Genomic DNA, 17845 nt, shown 5'->3' on the forward strand with positions numbered 1-17845 from the left:
TTCGAGCTATCCTGGCGCCCTGTAGGATAGTGTCATCCAATTCCTGATGATGCGAGGCTCAAAGTGCATTCCACACCGACGATGATTTTTCATGCGCCCTATCCGATGGAGCCAAATCCCACTGCAGCCTCGCGTCTGCGTCCCCTGCGGATGCGGCAGGCTTTCGCGGAAATCGGCTACCACGTGATTGACATGTCAGGGACGACGCTCGAAAGGCGCAGAAAACTGGCAGCGTTGAGAAGGAAGCTTCGGCAGGGGGCGAAGCCGGAGTTTCTCTACAGCGAGAACTCCACGCAACCCAATGTATTCGCTACGAGCGTGAAGTCAGGATTTGCGCCGATGCTTGATAATGCGATCTTGAGTCTTGTGCACAGGCACGGCATCCCATCGGGTGTTTTCTACCGGGATATCTACTGGAAATTTGCACATGCCCCAGCAAAAACTGTCATTGGCAAGCTGTCGCCTTTTTTTCACCGACTCGATATGCGTGGATACCTCCGCAATAATGTGCATTTTTTCCTGCCCTCTGAAGGCATGGCAACCTATCTCAACCTGCCGAACGACGCAACGTTTTCTGCTCTTCCACCCGCAGGGGATAGTGGACGCACAATGCCGCTTCCAACAGGTCCGCTGAGATTGTTTTATGTCGGTGGGCTCGGCGGGCATTATCGTCTTGATGCGCTCTTCGCAGCCCTTAAACAAGAACCAAGTATTGAACTGGAGCTAGTGACGAGGCCTGAACAATGGAAGGCAGCCCTTGCTCAGGACTCTTCATTGGGCAGCGACCAGATTCATGTGCATCACTTGAATTCAAGTGAACTTGATCCGCTGTATGCGGATACTCACATCGGCATTCTTGCTGTTGAGCCGAGTGACTACCGGAAGTTTGCTGCGCCGGCGAAACTGTTCGAGTATATTTCGCGAGGGCGACCAGTTCTCGTGACAGCTGGAACCGAGGCCGCACGGATCGTCAACAAACTGGATGCAGGCTGGCAGGTCAATTACGGAATTGCTGATATTGCCCAGATCTTGACTTTCTTGAAAGCTCACCCTGAGGACGTTAAGCAGAAAGCGAGGAATGCTCGCATAGCGGCTCAGACTAATACGTGGAGAGACCGTGCTCGCTCTGTTGCCGAAGTCTTGACAGAAAGCAAGTGACAAAGATGAATCAATCATTTCGTGCCCGCCTGCTTGATTTTCTCCACGACGCCGCATTTTCCCTACCTGCGCCTGTGGCTGACACTGTCATGAAGCTTGCAGGGCCGGGTAGCCCCCTATATCCGGTAATTCGCAGAGCTCAAGGATACAAGCCCTACCCGCTTCCATCCCCGCTTGCGATTCCCGACGCGCCTATTCGAGTACTGATTGCGCCCGTAAACTTTGCGGAACAGGCGTGGCAGTGGGCACATGCTCTAGAACGTTCTTATCCGAACATAAATGCACAAAATGTGATGGTCGACTTTCCTGGAGCGTTACCATTCCGATCCGATCGAGTTATTCCCTACGGCGTTTTCACGCTCTCAAAGGATTGGGCACGCAAGTATTTCGAACAGGTCTCACAGTTTACGCATGTGCTGGTCGAGGCGGAGGAGCCTCTTTTCGGGCCACTATTTAACTTCAGCGTTGAAAAAGAAGTGCGAGCTTTACAGTCGCGGGGAGTTTCTGTCGCCGTGTTGTCCCATGGTTCTGATACGCGAAATCCTCGCGCGCATGCGCGGCGAATCCACTCCTCTCCTTTCGATGAAAACGACCCTAAGACGCAACTACTCCAACGACGTTCAGATCGTAACCGGCAGCTGATCGAGCGTTTAGGAGTACCAGTTTTCGTTTCGACGCCAGATCTGCTTGACGATGTTCCGCAGGCTCATTGGTGCCCACTCGCGATTAACCCTGACGAGTGGGGATCAAAGAGTAGCGGAATGGGAGACAAAACGTCGAGCGAAAGACGAAGCCTCCTGCAGGTAGCACATATTCCAAGTCGCTCTTGGTTGAAGGGCTCTGAACAAATAGTTCCCGTGCTCGAGCGCCTTGATGCGAAAGGAATCGTGGAGAGTAGATTTCTCGAATCAGTGCCTCGGAATGAGATGCCCGTAGCCTTGGGAAATGCAGATCTTCTGGTTGAACAAATCACGATGGGTATTTATGGAACAACGTCGCTCGAAGCGATCGGAGCGGGATGCATTCCGATAGCGCATATTGATACCCGCTTTCGCACATATATCGAGAAAACTACCGGAATCAAATGCCCCATTGTCGAGGCGCAAGCGGACACGTTGGAAGAAACCATTGCAACTCTTGCTCGCGATAAGCACAGGCGTGAATCAATCCTCGAAGAAAATAAGCGCTATCTTGCGCTTGTCCACGATGGTGAACTGAGCGCGCGTGCGCTATATGAAAATTGGATATCCGCCTAAAGCTTTTCCTTCGGGACTCCGATAGCTAGGAGCCCAATAGTTCTTCCATAATAGTCCGAGCAACCGCAGCTTCATTCTCAAAGCTCAAGGCATGTGAAGCTTTGTGGCTAGCCTGTTTGAATGCTTGTATCTGCTGTGAATTAAGTGAATGCAAAGACTCTACGATTTGCGGAATATCGAAGCCGCCAGATAACACTCCTAAACCGTATTTATTGACTACGTCCGTCATTTCTACAGAAGGGCCGACGGCCAAGGCAAGCCGCGCCTGAATGAAGTCGAAGAATTTGTTTGGCAAAGCTAGGCGGGCATTCGTTGTAATCGGTTTGATCCAGTAGACACCAACATCGAACTGGTTCAAGACAAAAGGCAAATCAGAAGGGGAAACAGGGTCATGAAAGGTAATTCGATCGCATCCACTGGCTTTGGCTTGTAGTTCCCGTAAATACTTACCTTTATCATTCGCTGGCACCAAATACAGGTCAAGCGTGAATTTGTCACCGGCTTCAATCACGGCGTCAATTGCAGTGTCCAGCGCGCGGCCTGCAACTGCGCCGCCTGAGTGAACCAGTCTGATAGGACCGGAGTCGTTAACCGGGCTAGGGGAAAGATCGACCCATGGCGCCGCATTCCTCATAAGACGAGGCCGGATACCATAGTGCTGCTCGTACAACGAGGCAATTCTCCCCCCGACAGTTGTCGCTGCGCTCACCTGTGGAAGCCATGTGCGGCAGATGTGATCAATCCAGGGAGCAACGAGCAGGCGCCACGAGAGAATCTGAGTGCGTTCCTCCGGTGCCCATTCATGCAAGTCTGCCCACACCGGCGCGCCGTGAGCCGCTGTCAGCGCGGCAGGCAGTGCCCGTGCATCGTTGGCCACGACAACATCAAATGAATGTCCTTCCAGAAGACGCAACGCTTCCTTCGTGGCCGGAGCATCTAGGTCGACCGAAGAGTGACGGTGAAGCGCAAGCTTGGCGACACCGGATGGTGTCTGAGGCAAAGAGGCAGCAGATTGAGGAACCTCAAGGTGCTCGGTTGAATACGGGGTTGTCGGCCCGTATCCAACGGTTGTGACGTCACCGAATTCCTGAAGTACGCTCAGCTGGCGAAGTACGCGTGCGTCGCGTGCAAGAGGAGAAAACGAAAGACACAAAATACGTGGCTTCTGACTCATGTGCTCGCTTCTTTCTGCCTTTGACAAGGCATGGTGCTCTGTATAAATACCGTGAACCTAAAAGGCTTGCGCAACGACCTGTGCAGCGCGCCTGGATGTCGCTGGCAGCGAACGATGCGAGATGACCCACTGGCGCAGCCTCTCGCGCTCGCCTGCCTCGCGGTGCATTGCCATATTTCCTGCCTGAATCATCGCGTCAGCTACTTCGTCCGGGCTGAAGCCTGCGGTACGCCCCAAATTGGATTTGCGAATATCGTTGGCAGGAGGTCCCTGTCCGATATAGACAACAGGTGTTCCCTGAGCAAGAGAGACAAGGATCTTGGTGGGATACGCATAGTCATAACCACCCGGGCGAATCGATGCGAGTGAAACATCGGCGCTGGCGTACCAGCGCTGAGCCTGATCAGGAGGAACAGGCTCATGGAAAACAATGTCCGTGGATGCTGCTCGACCCAGTTCAACCAGGTCATCCCATGCGTTTCCCTGTCCAAGAAAGACCAAGACAGCCTTCGGAAACACGGTTTTGACGCGCGGAAAAGCCCTGATAAAGGCGTCAGGAGACTGCAGCGATGAGGCGGTACCTGCGTAAAGGTAAACCGGGCCGCCAGCGTGAGGAAAACCGTCGGGCAGGGGAGTGCGGTCAAGCAACTCCTGCGTTTGAACGCCGTTGGGCACCACGCTCACATTGACAGCCCCCAGCTCCTGAGCGCGCTGAGCAACCCCCTCAGACACAGCAATGACACGTTCTGCACCTGTGAGAGCAAAACGCTCAATACTGCGCAGGACCCTGACAACCAGAGGCTTCATATGTTCGGCTTCGGCAGCGTCAGACAAAATGTCGCACGCGTAATAAACGTAGGGAATTCTCCGGAGACTGCATGCGATACGCGCGACGGACCCGGTCGTAGGAGGAGGCTCAACCACAACAGCATCGGGTCTGCGGCATGTCAGAAGACGGAAGAACAGGGGAATGTCGAAGGACATGTATTGCGCGTAGCCACGGACGGCGCCAGCAGAATCCCGCAGAACAGGGAAACGCTTGACCAGGACACCCTCGTCAGTTACCGAACCGCGAAGGGAACCAAAACGCGAGGTCAAGACTGTGACGTCGTGCCCATCCATCGCGAGCGCATGCGCAAGCCCGCGCAGACGAAGGGCGGCCGCCGCAGGCTCGGGGGCGAAGACCCGGGTGGCAAGAACGACGCGACTCACCTGACGCGCCCTGCCCAGTTTGACAGTACTTCTGCCACGCGCTCGGCAGCGTGGCCATCACCATATGGATGGGCTTCAGCTTCAGCAGGTTCGGCCGGATAAGAACGTGAAGCGGCCGCTATCAAATCAGAGCCAGGTTCCACCAGCTTGTTCCAGCCAAGATGTACGGTTTCCACCCACTCGGTCTGTGGGCGGACCGTCGTGCAGGGAACGCGCAGCAGGAACGCTTCCTTTTGCAGTCCACCCGAATCAGTGATCACACCACGTGCATGAAGCGCTGAGGCAATAAGGTCGGGATATGCCAGCGGGGGATGAACGAGTAGGTTCCCGCGCGGGTGATCGTTTGACAATTCGATGCCATGCTCCTTGCACTTGGCAACAAGGCGGGGGTGGGCAAGCAGCACAACGGGATGATCAACGTCTCCTAGGGAATCGAGCACTGACAGCAGTCGATCGCGATCATTGGTGTTTTCTGCCCGGTGAATCGTGGCCAGCGAGTAGGATCCTTCAGCTAACCCAAGCTCGTTCATGACAGGGGAGGGCAGATCTTTCACCTGGTCGCGGATCTGGAGCAGGACATCAGTCATCACGTCTCCGACAATGACGGTGCGCTCTTTCAAACCTTCATCGGCAAGGTGGCGGGCACCTTCATCAGTGGGCGTCAGCAACAGATCTGCGGCATGATCGGTCATGACGCGGTTAATCTCTTCGGGCATCGCGCGGTTGAAGGAGCGGAGTCCCGCCTCCAGATGTGCGACTGGAATATGGAGCTTCACAGCGCTCAAAGCCCCAGCCAAGGTGGAATTTGTGTCTCCATACACGAGAGCCCAGTCAGGATCCTGGCCGGTAAAGACATCATCGAGGGCGGCCAGCATCTTCCCTGTCTGTACGCCTTGAGAAGCTGATCCCACGCCCAGGTGAACGTCAGGCGCGGGAATACCGAGGTCCTCGAAAAAGACATCTGAAAGCATAGGGTCATAGTGCTGCCCCGTGTGGACGATCACGTGATCGATCCCAGCTTTATCAAAAGTGTGGGCAATCGGCGCCAACTTGACGAATTGGGGACGTGCCCCGACAACTGAAACAACGCGCATGTGGGCACTTTATCAGTGGAGACGTTGAGATGCTGGGATGATCGTGTGGAAGCGGTTAGAATGTGTGCGTTATCGCTGACAGATGGAAAGAAGTTTTCATGCGTATTGCAGTTGTGGCTATGGGAAAGATCGGGCTGCCGCTCGCCGTCCAGTTTGCAAGCAAAGGGCACGACGTCATCGGCGTTGATGTCAATGACAAAACGGTTGCAACCGTCAACGAGGGACGCGAACCATTCCCGGGGGAGGCTCACCTGGCTGAAAAACTCGCTGAGCTTGTACCCGCCGGAAAACTGCGCGCCACCACGGACTACGGTGAAGCAATCCCAGAAGCGGAGGCAATCGTCATAGTTGTTCCACTGTTTGTCAACGATGAGACGTGGGCACCTGATTTCGGATGGATGGATCAGGCCACACGCTCGCTGGCCGAGCACCTGACCAAAGACACACTGATATCTTATGAAACGACTTTGCCGGTGGGCACCACCCGCGGACGCTGGAAGCCGATGATCGAGGAAATCTCCCGCCTGAAAGAAGGGGAGGACTTCCACCTCGTCTTTTCACCTGAGCGTGTACTGACCGGCCGTGTGTTCTCCGACCTGCGACGCTACCCGAAGCTGGTAGGTGGTCTGAGCCAGGAAGGCACTGACAAAGGCATGGAGTTCTACCGCTCCGTCCTCGACTTCGATGAGCGCGACGACCTTCCCCGCCCCAACGGTGTGTGGGACATGGGCAGCGCCGAAGCTGCAGAAATGGCGAAGCTTGCAGAAACGACCTACCGTGACGTGAACATCGGGCTTGCCAACCAGTTCGCCGTATACGCCGACAAGGCCAACATCGATGTCAAGCGTGTCATCGACGCATGCAACTCACAGCCATACAGCCACATCCACCAGCCCGGAATCGCTGTTGGCGGGCATTGCATTCCCGTCTACCCGCGCCTGTACCTGTCCACTGACCCCGACGCGTCAGTGGTGCGCACAGCTCGCCAGTTCAACGCGGGCATGCCTGAATACGTGGTCTCGCGAGTTGAGGGCGTCCTTGGAGACCTTAAAGATCTGAAAGTTGTCGTGTTGGGAGCCTCGTACCGCGGCAAAGTCAAGGAGACAGCATTTTCCGGTGTGTTTGCCACAGTTGACGCCCTGCGTGAGCGTGGTGCTGAGGTGCTGGTCCATGACCCGATGTTCACCGATGATGAACTCGCACACTTCGGATGGGACGCCTACCACCTAGGTGAGCCTGTCGACGCTGCGATTATCCAGGCGGACCATCCTGAGTACAAGGACATGACTGCTCAGGACTTGCCCGGCATTCGCCTCCTGTTCGACGGCCGCCGGGTGACCGATCCTGCCACATGGGCAGGAACCCCACGCATGGTAATCGGTGAATGAGGCCTTGGGCGAGGTGCCCCGAGAATCCGCCTACTTCGCCTAAGATGAGCGCTATGACTGCCCCGCGAATTGCTGCCGTCGTTGTTGCCTGGAACAGAGCCGAGCTCCTACGCGAAACGCTTGGAGCGCTAGCCCAACAGTCCCGGCCGCTTGACGACATTATCGTGGTAGACAACGCCTCGACGGATGACACACCGCAGGCCATTCAAGGCAGTGAGGCCGTCACAGACACCGTCACGCTTCCCTCGAATTTCGGCGGCGCTGGAGGATTTGCTGCCGGCATTGCCCGAGCAGTATCCCGAGGCGCTGACTTTGTGTGGATTATGGATGACGACACGGTGCCACACGTGGACGCCCTCGAGCGACTTTTGGAAGCACGGGCAGAATATCCGGGCGAACCTGCAGTTATGGCGTGTCGGGCGGAATGGTTCGATGGGCGTGAGCATCCAATGAACAAGCCGCGTCGCCGCGCCTTCCTGAGACCTGTCCTGCATCAGCATGCTGAGACGGCAGATAGCTACCAGATTCGAACGGCATCTTTTGTGGCGATCCTGCTTGACGTGCGAGCGATCCGCGAAGACGGTTTGCCCGAAGCGGCATATTTCCTGTGGAATGACGATTTTGAGTACACAGCGCGTCTTCTTCGACGCAGAGTGGGCTTGTATGTTGATGCCGCGCGCGTCGAACACCGCACGAAAACTTTTGGAAACTCTACGGCAAGCCCTGGCGCACGCTTCGTCAACGAGGTGCGAAACAAGATGTGGGCGTTCGGACGTTCGCAGGCTTTTGGGCCGATCGAGCGGTGCGCATTCATGGCGATGACCACGATGCGCTGGGTACGCTTGCTGGCCACGTCCCCTGATCGCACTCAGCTGTGGAGCTACCTGAAAGAGGGCGTGGAGCAGGCAAACGAGGAGCCGTCCTCTACCGCCGATGTGCTTTCGGATACGCCAGTGGCGTGTGAAGCAGCGCAGTTGGATCGACGAGCAAGCAGGCAGGGGCAAAACGGGACAAGTGACCTATGTGAGCGTATACAGCAGGAGCAGGCAGATACTTCCGTGGCGGAAGGCACCGCGTCAGATGAGACACTGCCATTCTCAGTTCTCCTGCCCGTATACATCAAGGACAATGCAGCACACTTCCAGCGGGCTCTCCAGTCTGTGGGTGCAGATCAGAGTCTTGCTGCCGATGAGATTGTTATTGTGTGCGACGGTCCCGTGAGCCCGGAAATAGATGAGATCCTAGATTCTGCGCGTCATGGCAGATCGCCACACCTCGTCGCTGATATACCGATCAAAGTCGTCAGACTGGAGCGTAACAGAGGCCTTTCAGCAGCCTTGAACGCGGGTCTGCAGCACTGTTCATACGACATTGTCGCTAGAGCCGATGCCGACGATATCTCTGTTCCTGAACGATTTGCACGCCAGCTGCCAGTCATGGAGCAAGGATTTGACATTGTGGGAGCGGCGATCGTGGAGTTTTCAGGAGACGAAAATGGCACTGGGATGATCAGAAGGCAGCCGACTCACCAGCATGACATCGTGAGCGCCTTTACCTTTCATGACCCGTTCAACCATCCCGCGGTCGTTTACCGTGCAAGTGCAGTGAAGGAAGTTGGTGGCTATCAGCATCTGGACCTGATGGAGGATTACTGGCTTTTCGCGCGGATGGTTGCTAGCGGTGCGCGAGTTACCAATCTTTCCGACGTCCTCGTGAAGTATCGGGTGGGAGCGGGGGCCTACCAGCGGCGCGGAGGACTTCGGCTACTGAAAAGTGAGGTCGAGTTGCAGCGTCGGCTAAGAAGTCACGGAATAACGACTCGAGGCCAGTTAGTGCGTAATCTTGCAATACGTGCAACCTACCGAATTGTGCCAACCGGTTTGAGACGGGCGGGATATCGTCTATGGAGACAGCTAAGCCAGCCGCAAGCCTGAAATTCGCCCAACTGTTCGTTGCTGCCTAAGGAAGTTGATGTATCAGAATGACTGACTTGTCACCATGGATTCATGTCTTCCCCGGCTTCCTTCTTTTACTCATTGCGATCGTGTTTCCGGGCGCCTTGCTTGCATGGGCAATGGGATATCGGAGACGTATCTTCCTGATCGCCACTCCCTTGCTCTCAGTGTTCCTCATGGGGACGGGGGCGATCGTGGCACAAAGGGCTGTTCGTCCATGGGGATGGGGAACTTACATCAGCTGGACACTCCTGTGGGTCGTAGGCGCATGCGTTGTGCGAGGAGCCCAACAACTCATACGTCGCCGAAGAAGTGCGAACCACGCGCGAGTATCTGGCTCGACTGCCTGCATTCGAATTCCACCACCTGCGAATATCGTGGCGTACTCTCTGGGCGGTATGCTGGCCATCTTGGTCAGCGCCTACGGAGTGATTGCTCCCATAGGCAACCCGGCGCGCCCCCCACAAACTTGGGATGCTGTTTTCCACCTGAATGCCTTACGGTGGATCCTCGATACAGGGGACGCATCGACTCTGCATCTCGGTGCCGTGGCGACGTCAGATGGTACACCAGTCTTTTATCCTGCGGGGTGGCATGACTGGGCAGTATTGGCTGTTCCAGGGACAGCGGGAGACGTGGTGGCTGCGGCGAACGTTTCTGCACTGGTCATCGCTGCGCTTCTATGGCCCTTCACTGCAACGATGCTTGCAGCAACACTGAGTAAGCGCAGAACGTGGATATGGGCGATCGGACCTATAGTCGCGAGCTGCTTTACGGCCTTTCCCGAACGTCTGATCTCATATGGAACACTGTGGCCGACTGCGTTGTCATACGTGCTTGTCCCTTTGGTAACGAGCATCATTGTTGAAATGTTGCGTAATCACTGCTCACGTAGGGCCTCACTGCTCGTCCTTATGGTGATGGGCCTTGGTGCTATCGGCATCGCCCATCCGACGGGCGTCATCGTCGCTTTTGTCTTTGTCGTGTGGCGCTTTATCGGACACCTGGCGGCGCTTGGAAAGAACCGGGTCCGTGCGGGAGCAAGCTGGAAAATCTTAGCGTGGAGCATGCCGTTTGTCCTCGCCGGAGGACTCTTCGGCCTGACACGCACAAGTTTTTGGCGATCAACTACCGGATATGAACGTCTGAAACCATTTGGAGAGTTTCAGCGCGAGCTGAGGGGAGCGCTAATTGACGCCCAGCTTCCCGATCAAATACACGGCAATCAGCAAGGGATAATTTTACTGGGAATTCTGACAATAGGTGGGATTCTCGTCTGCGTTGGTCAGAAACAGGGATGGGTCCTTCCGGCCTGGGCATCCATCGTAGCCCTATATCTGATTGCTGCAGTACTGTGGAAACCGGGCCTGAAGCTCGTGGGCCTGTGGTACACAGATCCTGCTCGTATAGGCTCAGCAATTCCCCTCATAGCTGCGCCGGTGTCTATAGTCGCGCTGGCGACGGTGATTCATGTCGTGCACTGGCACTGCGCGCGTGCGTTGGGAGCGGACGACAAGCGACGCTCACTGCGTCCCCTGCTATTGCTGACCTGTTTCGTAGTCACGATCGGGCTCCTATACGTCCCAACGGGTAAATACGGGCGCACAGTAGGAGCGCACCAACTGTACCTGAACTATATGCAGCTGAACCAACAGGGCTACAGTTCTCTGGTCTCTGATGCCGAATTAACGATGATGGCGAGAATAAAGGAAGAAATCCCCCCGGATGCCGAGGTAATCGGAGATCCGATGAATGGTTCGTCCTTGTTGTATGCGGTTGCCAATGTTGATGTCACTTTCCGCCACATCACCGGGTCATACGATCCTGACCTGCTTGATGCCGCCTATAACATCTCAGACATGCTGGAAGATCCTGAGATCTGTCGCGTCCTGAATGCGCACGACATTCAGTACTATTACACCGACTCGTTGACATATTGGCCGGAAGAAGCAGATACGCGCCCACTATCTGTGGGACTGCGCGAAGGTCGATTCTTGACGAGGTATATGCGCTTGGTTGATCGAGGCGGAACTGCGGCGCTCTGGAAGATCACACCTTGCGAGGAGAAATGACGATGCCTGTGCGATTGAGTAGTCTGTGGTGGCTTACCTTAAATCAGAGCCGAAAGGCGCTAGCATTTAGAGCTAAGTGCATCCTGCGGTAGGCAACCGCGCCAATTAAGGATTAAGGAGAATGCAGTGGAGAAGGACCAACCGGATCTCGTTGTGGTGGGTGCGGGCCTATTTGGACTGACGATCGCGCAACGAGCTGCAGAAGAGCTTGGACTCAAAGTCGCCATCATTGAGAAGCGCTCCCACATTGGTGGAAACGCATGGTCGGAAGAAGAACCAACCACCGGCATTGAGGTCCACCGCTATGGCGCTCACTTATTCCATACATCCAACGAGCGAGTGTGGGAATACGTCAATCGCTTCACTTCTTTTACGAATTACCAGCATCATGTCTACACCACTCACAACGGCGAAGTGTTTCCCATGCCGGTCAACTTGGGCACCATCAACCAGTTTTTCCGCGCGGCGTACACTCCCGACCAGGCGCGCGCGGTCGTTAAAGAGCAATCCGCCGAGCTGGGTGACAAGAAGCCGGAAAACTTTGTCGAAAAAGGAATCTCCCTTGTCGGGCGTCCGCTCTATGAAGCATTCTTCATGAACTACACAGCCAAGCAGTGGCAAACTGAACCGGAAAATCTTCCCGCTTCAATCGTCTCGCGCCTGCCTGTCCGCTACACCTATAACAATCGGTACTTCAACGACACCTATGAAGGGCTGCCAACCGACGGTTATGGCGCGTGGATGGAAAAAATGGTGGACGACCCGAATATCACGGTGTACACCGATACCGATTTTTTCGACGATTCACACGAACTCAGCCGATCCCATGTTGTCGGCAAGATTCCAGTTGTGTACACCGGCCCGATCGACCGTTACTTTGACTACGACGAGGGTGACCTAGGATGGCGCACCATCGACTTGGAAGAGGAAATCCTCGACACCGGAGATTTCCAGGGAACATCAGTGATGAATTATGCAGACCTGGATGTTCCATACACCAGAATTCATGAGTTCCGCCATTTCCACCCCGAACGCGACTACCCGACTGACAAAACAGTGATTCATCGCGAATACTCCCGTTTTGCTGAACGAGGCGACGAACCGTACTATCCCATTAACACCAGCGATGATCGCGAGCGTTTGGAAAAGTACCGCGCCAAAGCTGACAAAGAGCCCAATGTGTTGTTCGGCGGCAGGCTTGGAACATATAAGTACCTCGACATGCACATGGCGATCGCCTCTGCGCTGACGATGTTCGACAACGTTCTTCAGCCTCACTTCGCTGATGGTACGCCGCTAAAGTCAGGAGAAAACAACTGATGAGCATCACGTCACACCAGGACTACACCCAGGTCGCGCGAATAGTCTTTCCCGCACAGGGGGAAGAGGATCTGCTGCCCCTGTATGTAGATTTCGGCCGGGCACACAATTCGACAGAACCCATTGATGCCGGCAGCAAGAAGGCGCGCAATGCCACACTGCGTAGTCTTGCCATGCAACGCCATGGGGGCGAAGACCATAGCGCATTGATCAACGGGGACTCGACAATGAGGCTGCCTGGAGGTCTTCGAGTCTCATTCGCGTCAGTCTTTAACGCGTTTCCCGCGAGCTACTGGCGCCAGTGGACCCGTGCGACAGCAGCACGTCTCGAAGTAACGATCAAAGGACGTGCATCGGTCCTGGTCTACAAGTCCAATGCTCAGGGACGCTTCATCCGTATCGACTCCGCAACGGTCGATTCGCGGACCGTTGAGTTCGACATTTCACTGAAGACGTTTGCCGATGGCGGCTGGATCTGGTTCGACGTCATTGCATCAGATGAAGACGCGCAGTTCCTCTCCGGATGCTGGAAAGTGGACGCGTGCCCTGACGGTGATGCGTCCCTGTCGATCGGCATCACCACCTTTAATCGCCCTGATTACTGCGCAAAGACAATCCTCGCCCTTGGTGAAGCCGAAAACCTGAAGGATATCCTCAAACGGGTATACGTCGTCGATCAGGGCAACAAGTACGTCAGCGATGATGAGCTCTATCCGAAAGCAGCGGAGTCGCTTGGCGATAGGCTCGTCATGATCCACCAGGGAAATATGGGAGGCTCCGGTGGATTCTCGCGCGGCATGTACGAATCGGTACAAGCTGACGAGACAGAATTCCACATGCTGCTTGATGACGATGTCATCGTGAACCCCGAATCAGTCGAACGTTTGGTTCGCTTCGCATCACTGTGCCGTAACCGCACGATCGTCGGTGGGCAGATGTTCGATCTTAACGACCGTGCAGTTGCTCACTCCTTTGGCGAGGGAATCAATACGTGGCGCTGGCTGTGGGGACCTGTTCCGGGAACTGAGAATCGCATTGATCTTGCACTGGCTAATCTCCGTCAGCGTCGTGAACTGCACCGCAGACTCGACGTCGACTACAACGGCTGGTGGATGACGCTCATTCCTGTCTCAGTGATCAAAGAAATTGGCTTGTCCTTGCCGATCTTTATCAAGTGGGACGATCTTGAATACTCGCTGCGCGCCTCCGAGCATGGCGTGAGCACAGTGACCCTCCCAGGGGCAGGTCTGTGGCACGTAGCGTGGGGTGACAAAGACGACGCACGCGACTGGCAGGCGTACTACCACGAGCACAACAGGATCCTGACGGCTCTTCTGCATTCGCCATATGACCACGGTGGCCGCCTGCCGTACGAGCTCACGACACTTGACGTGAAGCACTCTGTATCTGCTGAATACTACGCCCAGTCAGCGCGACTGATGGCAGTGCGCGATATCTTGTCTGGCCCTGAGCATCTCCACCGCACCCTCAAGACGCGCATGCAACAGCTTCGTGAAATGACGAAGAACTTTACTGACGCGCAGTACAAGTCAGAGCCGGATGCCTTCCCGCCGATTAATCGTCTGAGCCGTTCGCGTTTCAAGAAAGGGCTACCCAAGGGGCCAAATATGCTGACCTTGGGGCCTTGGACACTGAAAACACTGATCCGGTTGATGACGCCTCCGAAAGAAAGCGCAAAACAGCATCCGGAAGGATTTGTTGCACACGCTGACTCGAAGTACTTTATTTTGAGCCAGTTTGACTCTGTCCTCGTCACGAAAGCGGACGGCTCTGGCACAGCATGGTACAAACGAGATCCACGGAAACTGCGCAAGCTCCTGAGTCAGTCAATTTCGGCCAGAAGCCAACTGATCAGCCGCTGGGATGAACTTTCGGCGCAATATCGACAGGCTCTTGCGCATATCGTCTCGCTCGACGAGTGGGCGAAGACTTTTGGTATCACGTCCAATGAACCAAGTGAAACTGCCGCCGCGGAGTACTGATCGAACAGAATTCTTCTATTGATGACTAAAGAACTGAGTGAATACCCACTTCGAGCGCCCGGCCATTCGGCCGGTTTGCTCGACTTGGGACGATGGAGTTTCCTCCTGCGCCTGTTGGTGAAGAAAGAACTGCGGGTACGCTACAGAGGGTCCGCGCTGGGCATGGTGTGGAGCTATGTAAAACCAGCGGTCCAACTGGTCGTTTACTACATCGCAATGGGTAAATTCATGGGCCTGGGTCGTTCCATTCCCAGCTACGTGGTCTACCTGTTCGCCGGCATGGTGATGATCAACTTCTTCAACGAGATCCTGTCCAACACCACGCGATCGATTATCTGGAACGCTCCGCTGGTGGGCAAGATCTATCTACCACGCGAGCTATTCCCGGTCTCAAGCTTGTGGGTCGCCTTCGTCCATGTTGTTCCGCAGATCGTTGTGCTGATAGTCGGAGCACTCCTCTTCGGATGGAGACCAACCCCAGTGCACATTCTGGTCGGTGTACTTTCAGTGCTGACGATCGGCATGTTCTCCCTCGGTTTAGGTCTGCTCTTCGCGGCTTTCAACGTCTTTTTCCGTGACGCTGAAAACTTCGTTGACTTGCTGTCGATGGTTGCTATCTGGGTCTCGCCTGTGTTCTACCAATGGCATATGGTGGCGGATGTCTTCCCTCGGTGGCTTGTCAACCTCTACATGCTGAACCCTCTTGCGATGGGCGTCGAACTGTCTCACTTCTGCTTCTGGGCACCGACGCAAGGCGTTGTCGAAGCCGGCCATACGAGCTGGGACCTCATGGCCCCAAACATGCCCGCACTGATGATGGGATCCTTCGTCATTGCGTTTGGTGTGCTGCTCATCGGCCAACTGGTCTTCCACCGTCTTGAAGGTAAGTTCGCACAGGAGTTGTAAATGAACGATCCTCACAATTCTGGGTCCGAAGCCCTCGAGATGGTCCGGCTTGAACACCTCGACAAGGAATTTCGGCTGCGTCACACCCGTTCCATCAAGGAGTACGTGGTGTGGACTTTGAAGGGGCGCAAAGACGAACTGGACGATTCCTTCAAAGCGCTTGACGACCTGTCATTGTCAATCCACCAGGGTGAGTCCGTGGCACTGCTCGGCTTCAACGGATCAGGAAAATCCACCACGCTCAAACTGATCAGTGGCGTGATGCGCCCCGATCAGGGCACTGTTCTGGCCCGTGGCAGAATCGCCGGTTTAATTGAAGTTGGCGCGGGAATGCACCCGGATCTGACCGGACGCGAAAATATTTACCTGAATGCGGCGATTCTGGGCATGAAAGAAAAGGAGATCGACGAAAAGTTCGATCAGATCGTGGCGTTCAGCGAGATCGAAAAATTCATCGACACTGAGGTGAAATTCTACTCCTCAGGTATGTACATGCGGCTTGCTTTTTCCGTTGCCGTCCACTGTGAGCCTGATGTCTTCCTGGTCGATGAGATCCTCGCCGTGGGAGATGAGCCTTTCCAACGCAAGTGTATTTCGAAGATGGAAGAGCTTCGGGGTACCGGCCAGACGCTTGTTGTTGTCAGCCATGACCTCGAAATGATTAAGAACATTTGTGAGCGCGGCATCGTGCTGGATCATGGAGTCAAGAAGTTCGATGGGTCAATCGTTGAGGCCGTCGACTTCCTCCGCGCCTCTCGATAAGAACCAGTGTGCCGCCGGAGTGGGGGCCACCCGCGCTGTGCGAAGCCGCCAGAAGGCTAAGGGCGCAGCTGCGCGCGTTCTTGGGTAGCGATGCGGGCGATCTGGTCGGCAACGGCTGGATCGTCTCGGTCAAGCCCGCCGCAGGCGATGATGACCAGAGGGCGGCTGCGGCTCAGCGCCCAGAGCAGCAGACTCGTATCTGCAACCAGGCCCCGGCTCATCACAGCGATACGAGGCGGCAGGTCGATGCTGCCGCGCAGGGATGCCGGCGTAGCGCTGTCAGTGCGTGGGGACTCCGTCACACCGCCGTCCGTATTCACAGACTCCGACGCAGCGCCCTCATCGTGCGCAGCGCCAGGCGCGCCGCCGTCAGTCTCCCACAACTGCCCCCACGCTAGATTTGAGGGTTCATCGACCCGCCAGCCGGCAGAAAAAGTAGGCAACTCATCAACACCGAAGTCCGGCACATCGTTGTACCCCGACACCTCAGCGATCGCATCCATCATCGCGCCGGGCAGGTCCCCGTCCCATTGCAACGCCAGCGCAGACAAGTTATGCGCATACACACTCACACCGGCCTCATCAGCGGCGCACGCCCGCTCAGACACCTCGCCCGTGATTAAAATGTCGGCGTCCCCCTCGTCCATGAGGGCCGCGTCAACGGTGCGCCACCCGCACAGCCACGAGGCACCCGCCCACAGACACCCTTGCCACGAAGACGGCATGTCCACGCAGATCCGTCCGCGCGGCTGACAGTCCTGATCGTCGAGGGCGACCTGCCCGCTCGGCGCGTTGATGCTGCGACTGTCACCGCTGCCGGCGCCGGCAAGGTCACCCCACTGGTTCATCGCGGAATACTCCATCAAAAGGTTCGCGATCTTGGAGAGCCAGCGGGCCAGGACAGGGCCGGAGAGCTCGGTGCGCTGAATGGGGGAGGCTGCAAGGTCGTACCACGTCAGTAGTGGCAGCGGCTGTCTTTGAAGCAGGCTGACCAGCTGATGAAGAGTCATACTCGGTACGTTAGCGAAAAAGGCGGGGGAACGGGGGTGTGCCCGCGCAAACCCGTGACATTGCAGGCTGAATAACGGTTAGGTCACCGTGAGTGGCCACGCTAACCCGCGATGCGACACAGCGACAACTCGACACGCCGAGTGGCGGAGAAAAAATCGCAAGCGAACTTGACACCGGCGGATAACAACGGTGTAATTCAGGTACGAACTGTTTACGGCGAGGGGACGATAAATCGTGTGGAACATCCTGGGTGACGGACCTCTGACATGGTCCGAGGCTGCGGATGTCGAGGCATTTGCCCGTGCTGATGGCCCGCTGGCGTGGCAGCAGCATGCGCTGTGCGCACAGACAGATCCAGAAGCCTTCTTCCCGGAAAAGGGAGGATCGACGCGCGAAGCGAAAGCTGTGTGCCAATCATGCTCAGTGCGCGAAGAGTGCCTGGAATACGCATTAGCTCATGACGAGCGATTCGGAATCTGGGGCGGATTGTCCGAACGGGAGCGTCGCCGCTTGCGCCGTGCCGCTGGCTGATGA

At 55.9% G+C, this 17845-nt stretch carries 14 protein-coding genes; 10 read left to right on the forward strand and 4 right to left on the reverse strand.

What is annotated here, in order from left to right; all coding sequences use genetic code 11:
• Positions 1-63 precede the first annotated feature (63 nt).
• The gene (locus HMPREF2975_RS05400; protein ID WP_227469274.1) at positions 64-1158 is read left to right on the forward strand and encodes a glycosyltransferase family protein; all 1095 of its coding nucleotides are present in this window, start codon (positions 64-66) and stop codon (positions 1156-1158) included.
• The gene (locus tag HMPREF2975_RS12260; RefSeq protein WP_141757300.1) at positions 1155-2414 is read left to right on the forward strand and encodes a glycosyltransferase; all 1260 of its coding nucleotides are present in this window, start codon (positions 1155-1157) and stop codon (positions 2412-2414) included. The genes HMPREF2975_RS05400 and HMPREF2975_RS12260 overlap by 4 nt, the downstream gene beginning before the upstream one ends.
• Positions 2415-2439: 25 nt before the next feature.
• Here the strand turns inward: HMPREF2975_RS12260 and HMPREF2975_RS05410 are convergent, their stop codons facing one another.
• From HMPREF2975_RS05410 to wecB, 3 genes are read right to left on the reverse strand one after another with little or no spacing between them, the layout of a single operon-like run.
• Positions 2440-3588 (reverse strand): glycosyltransferase, encoded by a 1149-nt coding sequence (locus HMPREF2975_RS05410; RefSeq protein WP_070726337.1) that lies wholly within the window; start codon positions 3586-3588, stop codon positions 2440-2442.
• 57 nt (positions 3589-3645) lie between these two features.
• A complete protein-coding gene (locus HMPREF2975_RS05415) occupies positions 3646-4800 on the reverse strand; it encodes a glycosyltransferase family 4 protein (protein ID WP_070726339.1) in 1155 nt (384 codons plus the stop codon).
• On the reverse strand, positions 4797-5894 hold the full coding sequence (gene wecB, locus HMPREF2975_RS05420; protein ID WP_070726341.1) for a non-hydrolyzing UDP-N-acetylglucosamine 2-epimerase: 1098 nt from the start codon (positions 5892-5894) through the stop codon (positions 4797-4799). The genes HMPREF2975_RS05415 and wecB overlap by 4 nt, the downstream gene beginning before the upstream one ends.
• 98 nt (positions 5895-5992) lie before the next feature.
• Between wecB and HMPREF2975_RS05425 the strand changes: the two genes are divergently transcribed.
• From HMPREF2975_RS05425 to HMPREF2975_RS05455, 7 genes are all read left to right on the forward strand, one after another.
• Positions 5993-7282 (forward strand): nucleotide sugar dehydrogenase, encoded by a 1290-nt coding sequence (locus HMPREF2975_RS05425; protein ID WP_070726343.1) that lies wholly within the window; start codon positions 5993-5995, stop codon positions 7280-7282.
• 53 nt (positions 7283-7335) lie between these two features.
• Positions 7336-9216, forward strand: coding sequence for a glycosyltransferase (locus HMPREF2975_RS05430; RefSeq protein WP_070726345.1), 1881 nt, complete (start codon positions 7336-7338; stop codon positions 9214-9216).
• 47 nt (positions 9217-9263) lie between these two features.
• Entirely contained in the window at positions 9264-11309 is a 2046-nt protein-coding gene (locus tag HMPREF2975_RS05435; RefSeq protein ID WP_141757301.1) for a DUF6541 family protein, read from the forward strand.
• 126 nt (positions 11310-11435) lie between these two features.
• Complete coding sequence (gene glf, locus HMPREF2975_RS05440; RefSeq protein WP_058237039.1) at positions 11436-12629, forward strand: UDP-galactopyranose mutase; 1194 nt, start codon at positions 11436-11438, stop codon at positions 12627-12629.
• Positions 12629-14632, forward strand: a complete 2004-nt coding sequence (locus tag HMPREF2975_RS05445; RefSeq protein ID WP_058237038.1) for a glycosyltransferase — start codon at positions 12629-12631, stop codon at positions 14630-14632. Before glf ends, HMPREF2975_RS05445 begins: the two co-directional genes overlap by 1 nt.
• A 21-nt stretch (positions 14633-14653) precedes the next feature.
• The gene (locus tag HMPREF2975_RS05450) at positions 14654-15538 is read left to right on the forward strand and encodes an ABC transporter permease (protein WP_058237037.1); all 885 of its coding nucleotides are present in this window, start codon (positions 14654-14656) and stop codon (positions 15536-15538) included.
• Positions 15539-16300 carry an ABC transporter ATP-binding protein gene (locus tag HMPREF2975_RS05455; RefSeq protein ID WP_058237036.1) on the forward strand — a complete coding sequence of 254 codons (762 nt, stop codon included), beginning with the start codon at positions 15539-15541 and terminating at the stop codon, positions 16298-16300.
• A 56-nt stretch (positions 16301-16356) separates the two neighbouring features.
• Here HMPREF2975_RS05455 and HMPREF2975_RS05460 read toward each other — a convergent pair whose 3' ends face one another.
• Positions 16357-17310: a hypothetical protein gene (locus HMPREF2975_RS05460; RefSeq protein ID WP_070726351.1), complete on the reverse strand. Its 954-nt coding sequence runs from the start codon at positions 17308-17310 to the stop codon at positions 16357-16359.
• A gap of 262 nt (positions 17311-17572) precedes the next feature.
• On the opposite strand from HMPREF2975_RS05460, the gene HMPREF2975_RS05465 reads away from it, so the two are divergent.
• The gene (locus HMPREF2975_RS05465) at positions 17573-17842 is read left to right on the forward strand and encodes a WhiB family transcriptional regulator (protein ID WP_371935782.1); all 270 of its coding nucleotides are present in this window, start codon (positions 17573-17575) and stop codon (positions 17840-17842) included.
• Positions 17843-17845 lie beyond the last annotated feature (3 nt).

The sequence above is a fragment of the Actinomyces sp. HMSC065F12 genome (assembly GCF_001814535.1).
GTDB classification, from domain to species: Bacteria; Actinomycetota; Actinomycetes; order Actinomycetales; family Actinomycetaceae; genus Pauljensenia; species Pauljensenia radingae_A.

Excerpts from the sequence above, each read along its gene's own strand:
- HMPREF2975_RS05410 (WP_070726337.1), bottom strand. The coding sequence starts at position 3,588 with ATGAGTCAGAAGCCACGTATTTTGTGTCTTTCGTTTTCTCCTCTTGCA.
- wecB (WP_070726341.1), bottom strand. The coding sequence starts at position 5,894 with ATGCGCGTTGTTTCAGTTGTCGGGGCACGTCCCCAATTCGTCAAGTTG.
- HMPREF2975_RS05425 (WP_070726343.1), top strand. The coding sequence starts at position 5,993 with ATGCGTATTGCAGTTGTGGCTATGGGAAAGATCGGGCTGCCGCTCGCC.
- HMPREF2975_RS05430 (WP_070726345.1), top strand. The coding sequence starts at position 7,336 with ATGACTGCCCCGCGAATTGCTGCCGTCGTTGTTGCCTGGAACAGAGCC.
- HMPREF2975_RS05435 (WP_141757301.1), top strand. The coding sequence starts at position 9,264 with ATGACTGACTTGTCACCATGGATTCATGTCTTCCCCGGCTTCCTTCTT.
- HMPREF2975_RS05445 (WP_058237038.1), top strand. The coding sequence starts at position 12,629 with ATGAGCATCACGTCACACCAGGACTACACCCAGGTCGCGCGAATAGTC.
- HMPREF2975_RS05450 (WP_058237037.1), top strand. The coding sequence starts at position 14,654 with ATGACTAAAGAACTGAGTGAATACCCACTTCGAGCGCCCGGCCATTCG.
- HMPREF2975_RS05455 (WP_058237036.1), top strand. The coding sequence starts at position 15,539 with ATGAACGATCCTCACAATTCTGGGTCCGAAGCCCTCGAGATGGTCCGG.
- HMPREF2975_RS05460 (WP_070726351.1), bottom strand. The coding sequence starts at position 17,310 with ATGACTCTTCATCAGCTGGTCAGCCTGCTTCAAAGACAGCCGCTGCCA.